At 34.0% G+C, this 14,884-nt stretch carries 13 protein-coding genes; 7 read left to right on the forward strand and 6 right to left on the reverse strand.

What is annotated here, in order from left to right; all coding sequences use genetic code 11:
* Positions 1 to 63: 63 nt before the first annotated feature.
* On the forward strand, positions 64 to 654 hold the full coding sequence (locus tag QUF91_RS02030; protein ID WP_289416671.1) for a GNAT family N-acetyltransferase: 591 nt from the start codon (positions 64 to 66) through the stop codon (positions 652 to 654).
* Positions 655 to 1,739: 1,085 nt separating this feature from the next.
* Here QUF91_RS02030 and QUF91_RS02035 read toward each other — a convergent pair.
* From QUF91_RS02035 to QUF91_RS02045, 3 genes are all read right to left on the reverse strand, one after another.
* The gene (locus tag QUF91_RS02035) at positions 1,740 to 2,216 is read right to left on the reverse strand and encodes a hypothetical protein (RefSeq protein WP_285398054.1); all 477 of its coding nucleotides are present in this window, start codon (positions 2,214 to 2,216) and stop codon (positions 1,740 to 1,742) included.
* 490 nt (positions 2,217 to 2,706) lie between these two features.
* A complete protein-coding gene (locus tag QUF91_RS02040) occupies positions 2,707 to 3,045 on the reverse strand; it encodes a DUF4183 domain-containing protein (RefSeq protein ID WP_481817461.1) in 339 nt (112 codons plus the stop codon).
* A gap of 31 nt (positions 3,046 to 3,076) precedes the next feature.
* The gene (locus tag QUF91_RS02045; protein ID WP_289416672.1) at positions 3,077 to 3,496 is read right to left on the reverse strand and encodes a DUF4183 domain-containing protein; all 420 of its coding nucleotides are present in this window, start codon (positions 3,494 to 3,496) and stop codon (positions 3,077 to 3,079) included.
* A 433-nt stretch (positions 3,497 to 3,929) separates the two neighbouring features.
* Here QUF91_RS02045 and QUF91_RS02050 point away from each other — a divergent pair, with 433 nt between their 5' ends.
* The 6 genes from QUF91_RS02050 to ltrA (QUF91_RS02075) all read left to right on the forward strand — a co-directional run bounded on the left by QUF91_RS02050 (position 3,930) and on the right by ltrA (QUF91_RS02075) (position 12,465).
* Positions 3,930 to 4,130 (forward strand): hypothetical protein, encoded by a 201-nt coding sequence (locus QUF91_RS02050; RefSeq protein ID WP_289416673.1) that lies wholly within the window; start codon positions 3,930 to 3,932, stop codon positions 4,128 to 4,130.
* Between the two features lie 198 nt (positions 4,131 to 4,328).
* Positions 4,329 to 5,585: an ATP-binding protein gene (locus tag QUF91_RS02055; RefSeq protein ID WP_289416674.1), complete on the forward strand. Its 1,257-nt coding sequence runs from the start codon at positions 4,329 to 4,331 to the stop codon at positions 5,583 to 5,585.
* 1,109 nt (positions 5,586 to 6,694) lie between these two features.
* Positions 6,695 to 8,506 carry a group II intron reverse transcriptase/maturase gene (gene ltrA, locus QUF91_RS02060; protein WP_483308072.1) on the forward strand — a complete coding sequence of 604 codons (1,812 nt, stop codon included), beginning with the start codon at positions 6,695 to 6,697 and terminating at the stop codon, positions 8,504 to 8,506.
* A gap of 197 nt (positions 8,507 to 8,703) precedes the next feature.
* Positions 8,704 to 9,069: a DUF2750 domain-containing protein gene (locus QUF91_RS02065; RefSeq protein ID WP_289416675.1), complete on the forward strand. Its 366-nt coding sequence runs from the start codon at positions 8,704 to 8,706 to the stop codon at positions 9,067 to 9,069.
* Between the two features lie 276 nt (positions 9,070 to 9,345).
* Positions 9,346 to 9,780, forward strand: coding sequence for a hypothetical protein (locus QUF91_RS02070; RefSeq protein WP_289416676.1), 435 nt, complete (start codon positions 9,346 to 9,348; stop codon positions 9,778 to 9,780).
* 873 nt (positions 9,781 to 10,653) lie between these two features.
* A complete protein-coding gene (gene ltrA / locus QUF91_RS02075) occupies positions 10,654 to 12,465 on the forward strand; it encodes a group II intron reverse transcriptase/maturase (RefSeq protein WP_483308072.1) in 1,812 nt (603 codons plus the stop codon).
* Positions 12,466 to 12,792: 327 nt separating this feature from the next.
* Here ltrA (QUF91_RS02075) and QUF91_RS02080 read toward each other — a convergent pair whose 3' ends face one another.
* The 3 genes from QUF91_RS02080 to QUF91_RS02090 all read right to left on the reverse strand — a co-directional run bounded on the left by QUF91_RS02080 (position 12,793) and on the right by QUF91_RS02090 (position 14,880).
* Complete coding sequence (locus tag QUF91_RS02080; RefSeq protein WP_285398317.1) at positions 12,793 to 12,981, reverse strand: DUF4177 domain-containing protein; 189 nt, start codon at positions 12,979 to 12,981, stop codon at positions 12,793 to 12,795.
* Positions 12,982 to 13,327: 346 nt separating this feature from the next.
* Positions 13,328 to 14,035: an ABC transporter permease gene (locus QUF91_RS02085; protein WP_285398318.1), complete on the reverse strand. Its 708-nt coding sequence runs from the start codon at positions 14,033 to 14,035 to the stop codon at positions 13,328 to 13,330.
* Positions 14,032 to 14,880, reverse strand: coding sequence for an ABC transporter ATP-binding protein (locus QUF91_RS02090; RefSeq protein ID WP_285398319.1), 849 nt, complete (start codon positions 14,878 to 14,880; stop codon positions 14,032 to 14,034). The genes QUF91_RS02085 and QUF91_RS02090 overlap by 4 nt, the downstream gene beginning before the upstream one ends.
* Between the last annotated feature and the right edge of the window lie 4 nt (positions 14,881 to 14,884).

Consider the following 14,884-nt stretch of genomic DNA (forward strand, 5'->3'; position numbering starts at 1 on the left):
GAAAATTGGTTATATTCATCATATCAAAATTACCGTTAAATAGTAAAAAAGGAGTGAAGCGAAATGGATTTTATAGCGTTAGAAAATGAAGTAGTATTACTTAAACCATTAGGTCAAGAGGACGCCCAAGGGATACTAGAGGCTGGTAGTTATCCAGAGATTTGGCCTTATTTGTCCACAACGATTGAAAAGATGGACGATGTGAATAACTTTGTGGACAATGCATTAGCAAAAAAACATGAAAAAACTGAGTTTCCATTTGTCATTGTGGATAAACATTCTGAACAAATCATCGGTTCAACTCGGTTTATGGATATTGATGCGAATCATAAACGGCTTGAAATAGGTACATCATGGATTACACCGACTTTTTGGCGTACAACAATAAATACGAATTGCAAATATTTATTATTACAATACTGTTTTGAAGTGTTAAATCTACAACGTGTACAAATTAAAACAGATCATGAAAACGTGCGCGCTCAAAAAGCAATAGAACGTATTGGAGGAAAAAAGGAGGGGGTCTTACGCAATCATATGGTGCGCAAGGATGGCACAACTCGTCATACTGTGATGTATAGTATTACTTTACAAGAATGGCCGGAAGTGAAAAAGCATTTACAGCAGATGCTAGTTGATTCTACTAAAAAATAGTAATGGAGAAAATCATGCGTGTTGATTAGGAAAAAATAGGTTTATTATTGAGCGATGAAAGGGTTTTTCTTGTTGCTATTTAGTATCGAGCCCCAAAACAGAATCGCTAAAGCTACTTTCGTTCGTTTTATAGGAATACTTTGAAGATTTATCGAAACAAAATCGCTCTTTATCGAAACTATTTGAGCTTTTATCGAAACAAAATCTCATTTTATCGAAACTTTTTGGGCTTTTATCGAAAAACAAGCTCTTTCTATCAAAGAAATCAACCACACGTTATGGTGAAGAGCTTGTAGCGTAGGGCTACTCGACGCTCACTCGCAGCAAGCCTTGCTCTGTGCGAAAGCGAAGCGTCAGCAACAAATGTTTTATCTGTGCGAAAGCGAAGCGTCAGCAACAAAGCGAGTAGCCTGTAGCGGAAATCAGAGCCTTCTAATTTAATTATTCGTATGGGTATTTTAAGAGAAGGATAGGGAAATAATGGATTGTATACAGCATACATTGAATAATAAATAAACGTTCCCAAAATGCAAATCTGGGGGCACAATAAAACACTCTAAACATTGATATAAAAATGTTTAGAGTGTTTTTCTGTATTTCCCTAACATACAGCTTTTTATGCAAAAGTATATGAACATAGTTACAATAAGACTTTTCAAGATTTTGCAGAAAACGCTGCAGGTGTGCTATCTGAAAAAACGTGCATATATAGACAATTTATTAATGCTGTGAATCTGTATTTTTTAAACGCTACCTCAACTTCAACTCCCATGAAAGAACTTAATCATCTTTCATTTTCTGTAGTAAGTGCTGATTTTGCACTGTATGGATGGCTAACAGGTGCGATTGTTCAATAAGAGCAGTTGCTTCTTGTGCTAACGGAGCAGAGGAGTTGAACAAGGGGGAATCTGTATGAAGAAGAAGGTTTAAACAGATATACGAAAGCGTAATTTTAAATCCATCACTATATGGAATGAATATCTGAAGGAAAATTTGCAGCAGTAAATTCAAAAAAAGAAGCGTACTCGAATTTTACGATTACGCTTGTATTTTCTAGTGGCAAATAAATGAAAACCTTCGCCCCATTATTTAATTGACCATTCTAATTTCTTTTTATAAAAGTAATTCGAATAAAATAAAATTATTAATACTAAACCTATGATAAACGAAAAATTCCCGATCTTCATAAAAATTAACTTTGTATAATTATCTAACGGAGTCAATTGAAAAATAAAATATAACGTCAATAGTATTGCAACAAAAGAAACCAATAATATATTTTTATTTCTCCAATATCCAAATAAAGTTTTTATGAAATAGGTGAAGAAAATCCATAGAATAAAAACTAATAAAGCATGAGATATTCTATCAGCTAATTGTCCTGTCAGTACAGTTAAAAAAAGTATAGAAAACACTACTAACGAAATAAAAGGGGCAAACATAATTAATATATCCATTCTTTTAATCGGTAAACGTAATTTTGAATCAACAACCAATGAAAATGATGCTTTTTGTAAATGTAAATATAAGCAAGCAATCATTATCAAACCTAAATATAACATTTTAATACCTTCCTTCTACCTACTATCCTAAATAAGGAAACATAAAATTACAAATTATTATTTTACGATTATTTTTACGGAAATTCAACTTAATTTTTGAAAAACAATTGGTGAAGCCAAAAGTGTCTTTTATTTATTTCAAAGCTACAGCTCATCAAGTTTTTTGCAATCTGTTATTACTGAACAATATGAGGAAATTGAATATATTATTATGATTTAGTGGGATAGCGCAGTGCAATAACAATTTGGGGCGATGCATTACAACTATAAATATGTGTGGAAGGATAAAAAAGAGCCATCTCCTTAAAAAGAAATGGCTAAAATGGTGATCTAATGTTTGGTCAAAATGTAAAGCATAGTGACCCAAAGCCAAAAAATTGTGAGATATCTTAGCTAAGTTAAATAGCTTAACATTACTATAACTTTGCTGAAATTATTCTATCTGTATAGGGACTTGTCCTGCGAAATAAAAGTATATAGAAGTGGGCCATTAAGTTTGTGTAACTAATTCTACAGCTTCTACTACTAATGGAGTTCCTGCTGTGATTGTGCCAGTAACACCATTAAAAGTTAACCCTGTTGATGAAATTGTATACGAACCGCCTTCTTGCAATACACCGTTGATATAAAAATTATAGTAGCCGTTCGTTACTATTGGAAAAGTAGTCGCAGCAGTCCCACTATCATTTAGAAATGCAGTTGCAAGGATAGTAGTACCATCACTGACCGACAAATTTACTGCTAATACGTTAAAGAATCTAGTCGAAGTACCTGTAACATTTACATGAATATTAATAATTGAAAGTGCCATTTTTTCACCTCCTTTCATGGGAAAAGTATTGTTTAGAAGATTTTTTATATTACATTAGTTGGAATCCCAATGATTCTATAATTATAGGAGTACCGTCAAAAATCGTTGTATTAAATGGATTAAGGATTAAAGAATTTGGGGTTACTTTATATGCACCGCTCTCTTGCATCACACCATTGATATAAAGGTTGTCGTATCCATTGGGATTAAAAATTTTAAATTCTGTTACTGGATCGCCATTATCATCTGAAAATAGATTAGCTAGAAGGGTTACTCCGTTTGTTAGATCAATATCTTCTGTAACAATATAGAAATATCTATTTATCGTTGGAATAATAGTTCTGCTAGGGATAACGACTGGCGGAGGTGGAATAGACAATTCATCAATAGCCTTTATACGATGCCAATTAAATCTGTTTTCTTCACAACAACCGTCGCAAATAGATTTTGGTGGATTTATTTTTTTCATTATTGTTTTTTACCTCCCTTTTTGAATATGTTGCATACCCCATGAACTATAGGCGTTTCTTTAAAAATTTCTAAAGATATCTCATAAGTTAGTCATATACTAATAATTTATGATTTGAATTTGTAAGTTGATTGGTAATATGCCTCTAAAGAGAATTAAATCCATTTTTAGTAAAAAGATGGATTTTTTTTAAATTCAAAAAGGAATGAAAGCTATGAAAATGAATTTTGAAGAAGTATAGGGAGATAGACTTATACCTTGTTACTGAACGCTATGAGCAAATTAGTAAATAATTATCCCAGACGTGTTGATTAGGAATAGATAGGTTTATTATTAAGCGATAAAAGGATTTTTCGTTGCTGCTTTTCTAATATATTTCCATTTTGACTGATTGTAGCGGTGGAATCGGCTCGACGCTCGCCAGCAGGAAGCCTTGCTCTGCGCGAAAGCGAAGCGTCAGCAACAAATGTTTTATCTGTGCGAAAGCAAAGCGTCAGCAACAAAGCGAGTAGCCCGGATAGTCACTAGACTACTGAAGAATTACTTAATCATGCTTGGCAAATCTTTATCGGTTAATAAGGTTCTCGTGAGACTAAAAGAGGTTCACCTTCCAAGGGAGGCACCGACTTATTGAAACGGAAGAATTGAGACATAGAAGGTATTTTGATATCAGAAGTGTTGATGATTAAAGAATGAGAAGAGAGTAACTGTTTTTTTTTACACTTTTTTCAACATCTTTCTTTTTTTATACGAAAAACTGTTTATAATTATCTTAACCTTTTGTATTTTATCACTTTTCTAACATTTATTACTCAATTTAGGGGCGCTGATCATGGGGATAACGACATTATTATTAAATGCATTCATTATTATCATTTGTATTTTTTTCTATCAAATATTTTGGTTAGATAAAGATGGAAAAGAAGCGCGTAATACTATATTAATTTCCTTTCTTTCATCCATTGCGGTTGTTCTTTGTATGACATTCCCATTTAAGTTTGATTGTGGATACATATATGATTTACGGCTTATACCAATCCTTTTAGCTGTTCTCTATGGTGGTTTTAGGAGTTTTATTTTTATTACTGTTATATTTGTTTCTTACCGCTTTTACTTAGGCGGAGACGGAGTCTACCCTGCAGTTATTGTATATTTTATGGCCACTTCCATTACTATGGTATCCCAATATTTTCTTGCTGGATATTATAAAAAAAGAAAAATATTGTTCAGCTTATTGCTTATGTCTCTTTGCACTATTTCCTTTTCTATCTTCGCTTTAATGAACCAAATACAGATAAATGATAAAGTTCAACCTGATTTTATTCACTTTTTATTCAATTATATAGTGATCAATATTCTGACTGTTTTATTGTCTCTTTATCTAATTGAAGGAATGATAGAAAGGTTTAAAATGAAAGAAAAAATTCACCGTGCAGAAAAATTTATGGTGACTTCTGAATTAGCAGCGTCTATAGCCCATGAAATAAGTAACCCGTTGACTACGGTATATGGATTTATGCAGATGTTTAGTAAAAACGAAATCTCTGAAACACAAAAGGATGACTATTTGCAAGTCATGCTAATGGAGTTAGAAAAAGCGCAACTCGTTATTAACGATTATTTGTCCCTTATAAAACCACAAAATGTTGCAAGAGAATTATTAGATATTAGACCAATTGTTGAGCAAGTAATAGAGGTTATTTTACCGATCGCCATCCAATGTAATGTTAAAGTAGAAAGCGATAATGAATGTTCCTATTATATATATGCCAACACCGATAATCTAAAAATGTGTTTAATTAACATTGCAACAAACGGGATTGAAGCCATGACTAATGGAGGGATGCTCCGAATTAATGTGAAAAAGGTAAAGAATCATCTTGTGATTGATATTATTGACACAGGAATTGGAATGTCTTCTGAGGAGATAAATCGAATCGCTATGCCGTTTTATTCTATAAAAGAGAAGGGAACCGGGCTAGGTACGATGATTGCATACAGTATTGTAAAAGGATTAAACGGAGATATAGAAATAAAAAGTGAAAAGGGAAAGGGAACACGGTTTTCTATTATTATTCCTTCTTCCTAATAGAAATCGTAAGGCAAAAAAAATTCGACGATTTAGGGCTTGCTGAACGGATTACCAACTTATAAAAGTTTTGATGTGCGCTGCCGGAGAGTTTTTTGCCTTTCACGGGATATAAATTTAACTCAAGAGCTGTATGTATCTACAATTTCCCGGTATGCCATTACCCTGGAAAAATGATCGGTTCCTGATTTACCAGCATCGTCGAATTGAAGCGGAATTGATGCCGATGCATATTCTCTTTACTTTAATACCTCTGGCATGAATAGAAGTTTCAATTTTAAGTAAATGATCCATTTAAAAATTAGGCTGTTTTCGAAAAGATTGTTGTTATTCAACTAACTGGCAGTATAGTTGTGCGAAATGTTCCTAGTTTAAATGGATGATGGTTACATCAATCTGGTAAAGGCTAGGCAGTTCCTTTCGGAATTGAAGGGTTATATCGAAGAATCAAATGAAGAGGTAACGCTCAGAAGGGTTCTCTCTTAGTCGAATAGCACTTGATTTAGTAAGAATGAAAGTGTTATAAGCTCGGCGAAAAGGCGTGAGAATTTACCGTAACAGTTCGGCTGACGAAAGCCTACCCGCGGGGGTGGTGTAAATCATGATGCTTGAGTTGAATGAATATGGTGAGAATGCTAATAAACCTACAATAAAAGGTTAAGCTGACGAACTTCTGAATGTACGGGTCTATACCTGCGATACATAGAAATGTGTATATCACCAAATTGTGAGGTTAGCTGTGGATGAGTAAAAATAACTAATATGAAAATCCATGATACGTTACAGGCGTATGAATACTAACAGGCTTAGAGGAAGCACCTAAGTTCATTCCATAATAGATATAATTCAACGTTGTAAGCTGATAACGTGGAGGACTTACTTCCATTGAAACGGTGGCAAGGAAAACATTAATGATAATAATTACTGTATAACATGTCTTAATATCAGTGAAAGTGGTGGCACAGTACCAAGGAAATGTCTAATACACATGGAGGGATAGCCACTAGACTAATAAAGATTTATTCAACCAAGTAAGGCAGTTCTTTATCGGTTAATAAGGTTCTTGTGAGACTAAAAGAGGTTTAACTCCGAAAGGAGTCACCAACTTATTGAAACGGAAGAAATTGAGACACAATGAGTATTATAGCATGCAAGATTGTTTTGATACACTTTATACTCAAAGTGTCAGTGGTCATCACTTCTATGACTTAACAGAATTAATGAGTTCTAAAGACAATATACGTCTAGCCTACCGAAACATCAAAAGAAATACAGGTAGTAAAACTGCGGGAACTGATAAATTAACAATTAATGATATCTTGCATTTAACTGTGGAAGATGTAATAGCAAGAGTTCAAGCTATGTTTAAATGGTATGAACCACAGCCAGTAAGACGGGTTCTTATTCCTAAAGGAAAGGATAAAACTAGACCTTTGGGGATACCAACGATTTGGGATAGAATCTTTCAACAATGCATACTTCAAATTTTAGAGCCAATTTGCGAAGCAAAATTCCATAAACATAGTTATGGGTTTAGACCGAATCGCAGCACTCATCATGCGAAAGCTAGACTTGAGTTCCTTATCAATCAAACTGGGCTTCATCATTGTGTTGATGTAGATATTAAGGGTTTCTTTGATAATGTTAATCATAGTAAGCTTTTAAAACAAATGTGGTCTCTAGGCATAAGGGATAAATCACTCCTTTCTATTATATCTAGGCTATTAAAAGCAGAGATTGAAGGAGAGGGTATTCCTACAAAAGGTACTCCGCAAGGAGGAATTCTGTCACCGTTATTATCCAACATTGTATTAAATGAATTGGATTGGTGGGTTAGTAACCAATGGGAAACGTTTGAAAGCAGATATACATACTCCACCAATGGCAGTAAATATCAGCATTTAAAGAAAACAGCTTTAAAAGAGTGCTTCATCGTCCGATATGCGGACGATTTTAAAGTAATGTGCCGAACTAGGTCAAACGCAATAAAAATGAACTACGCACTGAAAGACTTCTTGAGAATAAGGCTTCATTTGGAGTTAAGTGAAGAAAAATCAAAGGTTGTTAATTTAAAGAAAAACTCATCAGAGTTTCTAGGCTTTTCAATAAAAGCTATAAGAAAGGGTAAGACCAGATTTGGTTATGTAGCAAAGTCTGATATGTCGAAAAAGGCTAAAGCAAATGCTTTCCAAAAGATAAAAGAAGCCATAAGGGTAATCAAGAGAAAGCCTTGTATTCAGACAGTTTGGAATTTTAATACCGTTGTGATGGGAATCCAAAACTATTACTCAGCTGCAACTCAAATTACAATTAATCTGAATGAGTTAAATCTCCATCTACGCAAGACGTTATACAATCAATTAAAGAATATTAGAACCGAGGCGAGGTTCCATGAGATGACTAAGACTTTACAGAAGAGGTACAAGGGATACGAGGCTAAACTGTATAAGATACAGAACATGGTTTTTGTCCCTATCCATGCACAACGATGGGGAAAGACACTATGTTTTTCACAAATAATTTGTAATTTTACAGTCGAAGGAAGAGCAAAAATTCATAATAGCCTAAAGGCTATCAATAAAAATACTCTTTCTCACATCATGAGAAACTACATTCCAAATAGATCTATTGAGTACAACGACAACAGAATCAGTAAGTTCATTGCCCAGTATGGCAAATGCGCCATTTTAGGTGAAGAATTAGGTATTAATGATTGGCATTGTCATCATATTAATCCGTTTAACATTTCAAAAGATGATAGTTATTCGAACTTAATAATTTTGAATAAGGCTATACATCAACTTATACATTTGAAAGACCAGGCAAAAATTAAAACGCTCTTAAAAGCTGTAAAGCTTTCGAATAAGCAAATAGTAAAAGTAAATAATTTACGACTGAAATGTAACAATGAAATAATCTAATAATGGAAGAAAAGCACTCGTCTGCTTAAGATATAGAAAGAATAAATTGGATTAGTTGGAACGCCGTATGCGATGAAAGTCGCACGTACGGTGTGAACAGGGGGAAAAGCTGGCGATAACTTCAAAAGCTTACCTATCTGTATCAATAAGAATAATTTAATCATATTATTGAAGTGTTAATTAAAGGGAGAAGTAAAATGTCATTTGATTTAACAATAAATTCTGAAAGAAGATATGAAAAATTTATCGAAAGAGTTTCGAAGAGTAAATTGGTTTGGGGTTTGACAAATGAAGAAGGTTGGTGTGTATGTCAATCAAATGAATATGAAGACACTGATGTAATGCCATTTTGGTCAGATGAAGCGTATGCACGCCAATGTGCGATAGAGGGATGGTCAAATTATCATCCAACTCTAATACCATTAGAAGAATTTATGAATAGTTGGCTTTATGGAATGAATGAAGATGGTTTATTAGTAGGCGTTAACTGGAATGCAAAGTTAATTGGCTTAGAAATAGAACCTGCTGAATTATTTAGCGAATTAGAACGTAAGATTAGCTAGAAATAGTTGTTCCTTATGCAACTCCCATGAAAGAACTTAATCATCTTTCATTTTCTGTGGTGAAGTGCTGATTTTTGCAATTCATGGATGTCTAACGGGTGCTTGAGCTGTTTTAGACAGCTCTTTTTTCTTATTGTGCTAACGGCGCAGTTTACTTTAACAATATCCAATAAATGCATTGGATATATGCGCTAAAATAAAAAGGGAATCACGAAATAATATACTTAAATGAAAAGACGGAGCGAAAGTAAAAATCTAATAAAGGAAAGTAATAAAATGAATAAATTAATTTTATCCATATTGATTGTTATTATTTTGACTGGATGCAAAAAATCCCCAAACGATACTCTTAGTCAACCAGAAGGCAAAGTGATTGTGAATGGTGAACATTATACAATGATTCTAAGTGATTATGAGCAGAAAGAAGACAAAGTTGAATTTAGTAGTAAACATTCTTCCGATATAAACGAGATAGCTGAACTTTTCGATACACTAGAAGTTGAAAAAAGCACTATATTTAAAGTTGAAATTGATAAAAACCCTTCTTCAATTACGGTATCTAAACGGAATGAAGATGGTACAACTGATCTTGTTGAAGTGAAAGATAATGAAATTATGATGCCATCGGAAAGTGGATATTATATTTATCAACTTAAAACAATATGGTCTGAAGGAAAACAAACTTTTGTTTTTGATGTTAGTGTTGAATAAAAAGAGAGTGACCTACAACTAAATTAATTAGTTTTACTAACATAGGTTTTACATGAAGATCATTGAGCTGCACAGACGGCTCTTTTTGCTTATTGTGCTAACGTAAGCAGGTTTGTTGTGCGAAATGTTCCTAGTTTAAATGGATGATGGTTACATCAATCTGGTAAAGGCTAGGCAGTTCCTTTCGGAATTGAAGGGTTATATCGAAGAATCAAATGAAGAGGTAACGCTCAGAAGGGTTCTCTCTTAGTCGAATAGCACTTGATTTAGTAAGAATGAAAGTGTTATAAGCTCGGCGAAAAGGCGTGAGAATTTACCGTAACAGTTCGGCTGACGAAAGCCTACCCGCGGGGGTGGTGTAAATCATGATGCTTGAGTTGAATGAATATGGTGAGAATGCTAATAAACCTACAATAAAAGGTTAAGCTGACGAACTTCTGAATGTACGGGTCTATACCTGCGATACATAGAAATGTGTATATCACCAAATTGTGAGGTTAGCTGTGGATGAGTAAAAATAACTAATATGAAAATCCATGATACGTTACAGGCGTATGAATACTAACAGGCTTAGAGGAAGCACCTAAGTTCATTCCATAATAGATATAATTCAACGTTGTAAGCTGATAACGTGGAGGACTTACTTCCATTGAAACGGTGGCAAGGAAAACATTAATGATAATAATTACTGTATAACATGTCTTAATATCAGTGAAAGTGGTGGCACAGTACCAAGGAAATGTCTAATACACATGGAGGGATAGCCACTAGACTAATAAAGATTTATTCAACCAAGTAAGGCAGTTCTTTATCGGTTAATAAGGTTCTTGTGAGACTAAAAGAGGTTTAACTCCGAAAGGAGTCACCAACTTATTGAAACGGAAGAAATTGAGACACAATGAGTATTATAGCATGCAAGATTGTTTTGATACACTTTATACTCAAAGTGTCAGTGGTCATCACTTCTATGACTTAACAGAATTAATGAGTTCTAAAGACAATATACGTCTAGCCTACCGAAACATCAAAAGAAATACAGGTAGTAAAACTGCGGGAACTGATAAATTAACAATTAATGATATCTTGCATTTAACTGTGGAAGATGTAATAGCAAGAGTTCAAGCTATGTTTAAATGGTATGAACCACAGCCAGTAAGACGGGTTCTTATTCCTAAAGGAAAGGATAAAACTAGACCTTTGGGGATACCAACGATTTGGGATAGAATCTTTCAACAATGCATACTTCAAATTTTAGAGCCAATTTGCGAAGCAAAATTCCATAAACATAGTTATGGGTTTAGACCGAATCGCAGCACTCATCATGCGAAAGCTAGACTTGAGTTCCTTATCAATCAAACTGGGCTTCATCATTGTGTTGATGTAGATATTAAGGGTTTCTTTGATAATGTTAATCATAGTAAGCTTTTAAAACAAATGTGGTCTCTAGGCATAAGGGATAAATCACTCCTTTCTATTATATCTAGGCTATTAAAAGCAGAGATTGAAGGAGAGGGTATTCCTACAAAAGGTACTCCGCAAGGAGGAATTCTGTCACCGTTATTATCCAACATTGTATTAAATGAATTGGATTGGTGGGTTAGTAACCAATGGGAAACGTTTGAAAGCAGATATACATACTCCACCAATGGCAGTAAATATCAGCATTTAAAGAAAACAGCTTTAAAAGAGTGCTTCATCGTCCGATATGCGGACGATTTTAAAGTAATGTGCCGAACTAGGTCAAACGCAATAAAAATGAACTACGCACTGAAAGACTTCTTGAGAATAAGGCTTCATTTGGAGTTAAGTGAAGAAAAATCAAAGGTTGTTAATTTAAAGAAAAACTCATCAGAGTTTCTAGGCTTTTCAATAAAAGCTATAAGAAAGGGTAAGACCAGATTTGGTTATGTAGCAAAGTCTGATATGTCGAAAAAGGCTAAAGCAAATGCTTTCCAAAAGATAAAAGAAGCCATAAGGGTAATCAAGAGAAAGCCTTGTATTCAGACAGTTTGGAATTTTAATACCGTTGTGATGGGAATCCAAAACTATTACTCAGCTGCAACTCAAATTACAATTAATCTGAATGAGTTAAATCTCCATCTACGCAAGACGTTATACAATCAATTAAAGAATATTAGAACCGAGGCGAGGTTCCATGAGATGACTAAGACTTTACAGAAGAGGTACAAGGGATACGAGGCTAAACTGTATAAGATACAGAACATGGTTTTTGTCCCTATCCATGCACAACGATGGGGAAAGACACTATGTTTTTCACAAATAATTTGTAATTTTACAGTCGAAGGAAGAGCAAAAATTCATAATAGCCTAAAGGCTATCAATAAAAATACTCTTTCTCACATCATGAGAAACTACATTCCAAATAGATCTATTGAGTACAACGACAACAGAATCAGTAAGTTCATTGCCCAGTATGGCAAATGCGCCATTTTAGGTGAAGAATTAGGTATTAATGATTGGCATTGTCATCATATTAATCCGTTTAACATTTCAAAAGATGATAGTTATTCGAACTTAATAATTTTGAATAAGGCTATACATCAACTTATACATTTGAAAGACCAGGCAAAAATTAAAACGCTCTTAAAAGCTGTAAAGCTTTCGAATAAGCAAATAGTAAAAGTAAATAATTTACGACTGAAATGTAACAATGAAATAATCTAATAATGGAAGAAAAGCACTCGTCTGCTTAAGATATAGAAAGAATAAATTGGATTAGTTGGAACGCCGTATGCGATGAAAGTCGCACGTACGGTGTGAACAGGGGGAAAAGCTGGCGATAACTTCAAAAGCTTACCTATCTGTATCAATAAGAAAGCACAAAAGGAATGAGCATTTGCTGTAAAAATAGATTAGATTATTAATGTCTAATAAAAAGTAATGCAAAAAATGAGGCACATTAGAACAAAACTGTTAGTGATAAAAAGCTGATGAGTTTAAGTAAACAGAATTCTACATTATGTTCCCCCAAAATAGAAATACCCCTCAAATCTAATTAAGGGGCCTCTCGAAAATTAATTCAAAATAGGCTGCGGAACCATATCCTTTAGTTGAAGGAGCAAAAATTTGAACAAATCTCCATCCGTCAGATGCGTATTGGTGAATTATATTTTGATAATCTTCTTTTGGTTTACTACCCCAAGCATTTAGTTCCACTTTAACGAAATAGTACTCGTACATTATTATCACCTCGAAAATTAGTTGACTTAGTTACTATACGAAGAAAGTAGAAGATAGTTTCATAATTGTTGATGTAGTTTATTGAACAATCGGGAGCGATTGGAATAAGCTTCACTTTTCTTGTCCAACTAACGGGGTGCTTTACTGTAATAACGATCTTCAGCAATCGGGTGCTATTCCGAAGTAATGATAAAAGTCCAATTTCTTAGTTTTAATGTTGAGAAATTGGACTTTTTATATTTATTTATAGTGCAAAATAGCGCTTAAACTAGATATAAAATATCTCTCAAAGTGTCATTCTACATACCCAGCATGGCTACAAAACCCAAAATCGTTAGAAAGTAATTTAGTCGACCATTCTTTTTTTATAGATAAATCCTGCTACAATCCAAGTCACTAGTGACCATACGATAATAGTAGCTATTGGAACAATGATGTCCATTGTTGTGTATGTTCCTTCTAAAGCCTCTGCTAATAGTACCAATTGAGAACTTGGTAACCACTCTGCGACTTTTAAAACAGGGAAGGCCTCCGATAATCCTTGGAAAAGAGGACCGAATGGGAAAATAAAGATAACAGGTAGAATGATAATAGATCCTTCCATAATCGATTTGGCGAATAGTCCACATACTGTTCCCATTGCAATATAGAACACTGCTGAAAACACTAAAGCAATAGCTATGATGAAAAGATTAGCAGGTTCATAGCCAACAAACAAAATAGTTGTTGCTACAACTACTAATGTAAGGATAAAGACAAACAAGCTTTTACCAATTAAAATATCTCCAAGTGAAGCAGGGGATAGCATTAGACCACGAAGCGTATTTTTTTCTTTTTCCTCTGCAATTAAACAGCATTGTACATAGGCAGTCACAATAGAAAACACCATATTTATCGGTAGGAAATACATGCTGATAGTATTGGCACCTGTTTGATTGTATAGAATAGCCATAATAAGTGGCATTAATGCCATTAAGGATACCGCATAGTTACGTGAAAATTCCTTATAATCTTTCATGAAAATAGCTTGAATACGTGTCATTGAAATGTTCATACTAAATCACTCCCTGTTATTTGCATAAAAATATTACCTAGTGTTGGCTCGTTTGTATAAATGCGAGAAACTTCGTTAGATTGCATCCAATGAAACAGTTTCTGTGCATCCTGTTCTCCATTTTGAATGATTTCACTAGCCCCATTTTTTAATTCAACTGTAATGGAATCATCACCGAATTCCTTTTTCAACTGTTTCGGGGAACCAATTGCCCGAATTTTCCCTTTATGTAAGAAGGCTACACGATCACAAAGTATTTCTGCTTCACTCATATCATGTGTTGTTAAAAATATTGTCGTACCCATTTCATTTAACCTACGCAAGCCGTTATAAATATGCTGTGTATTAACAGGGTCGAGTGCAGAAGTTGGTTCATCTAAAAATAATAGTTCTGGTTTATGCATGATGGCACGTGCAAGCGTAACACGTTGGATCATCCCTTTAGAAAGCTGACTAATCTTCTTTTTACGCTCGCTATATAAGTTAACAAAATCCAAGGCCTCTTTAACAGCTGAATTAGGTAATTGATATAAATTACTATATAGTAATAAATTCTCTTCGATTGAAAGTCGTGTGTACAGACCGCTATTATCCGTTAAAATACCAAAGCGTTTACGATTTTTACTTTGCTTCATCTCATCTGCTGGGCGACCAAACAATAAAACATCGCCAGCAGTTTTTTCAGTTTGTGCTGTTAATATTTTAATAGTAGTAGTTTTTCCGGAGCCACTAGGACCAAGAAAGCCGAATATTTCTCCTTTTTGAATAGTAAATGAAACATCCTGTAATGCTACTTCCTTATTAAATGTTTTCTTCAAATGCTGAACATCGATTACTGCGTTCATTTGA

The sequence above is a fragment of the Lysinibacillus sp. G4S2 genome (genome assembly GCF_030348505.1).
In the GTDB taxonomy this organism is placed as follows: Bacteria; Bacillota; Bacilli; order Bacillales_A; family Planococcaceae; genus Lysinibacillus.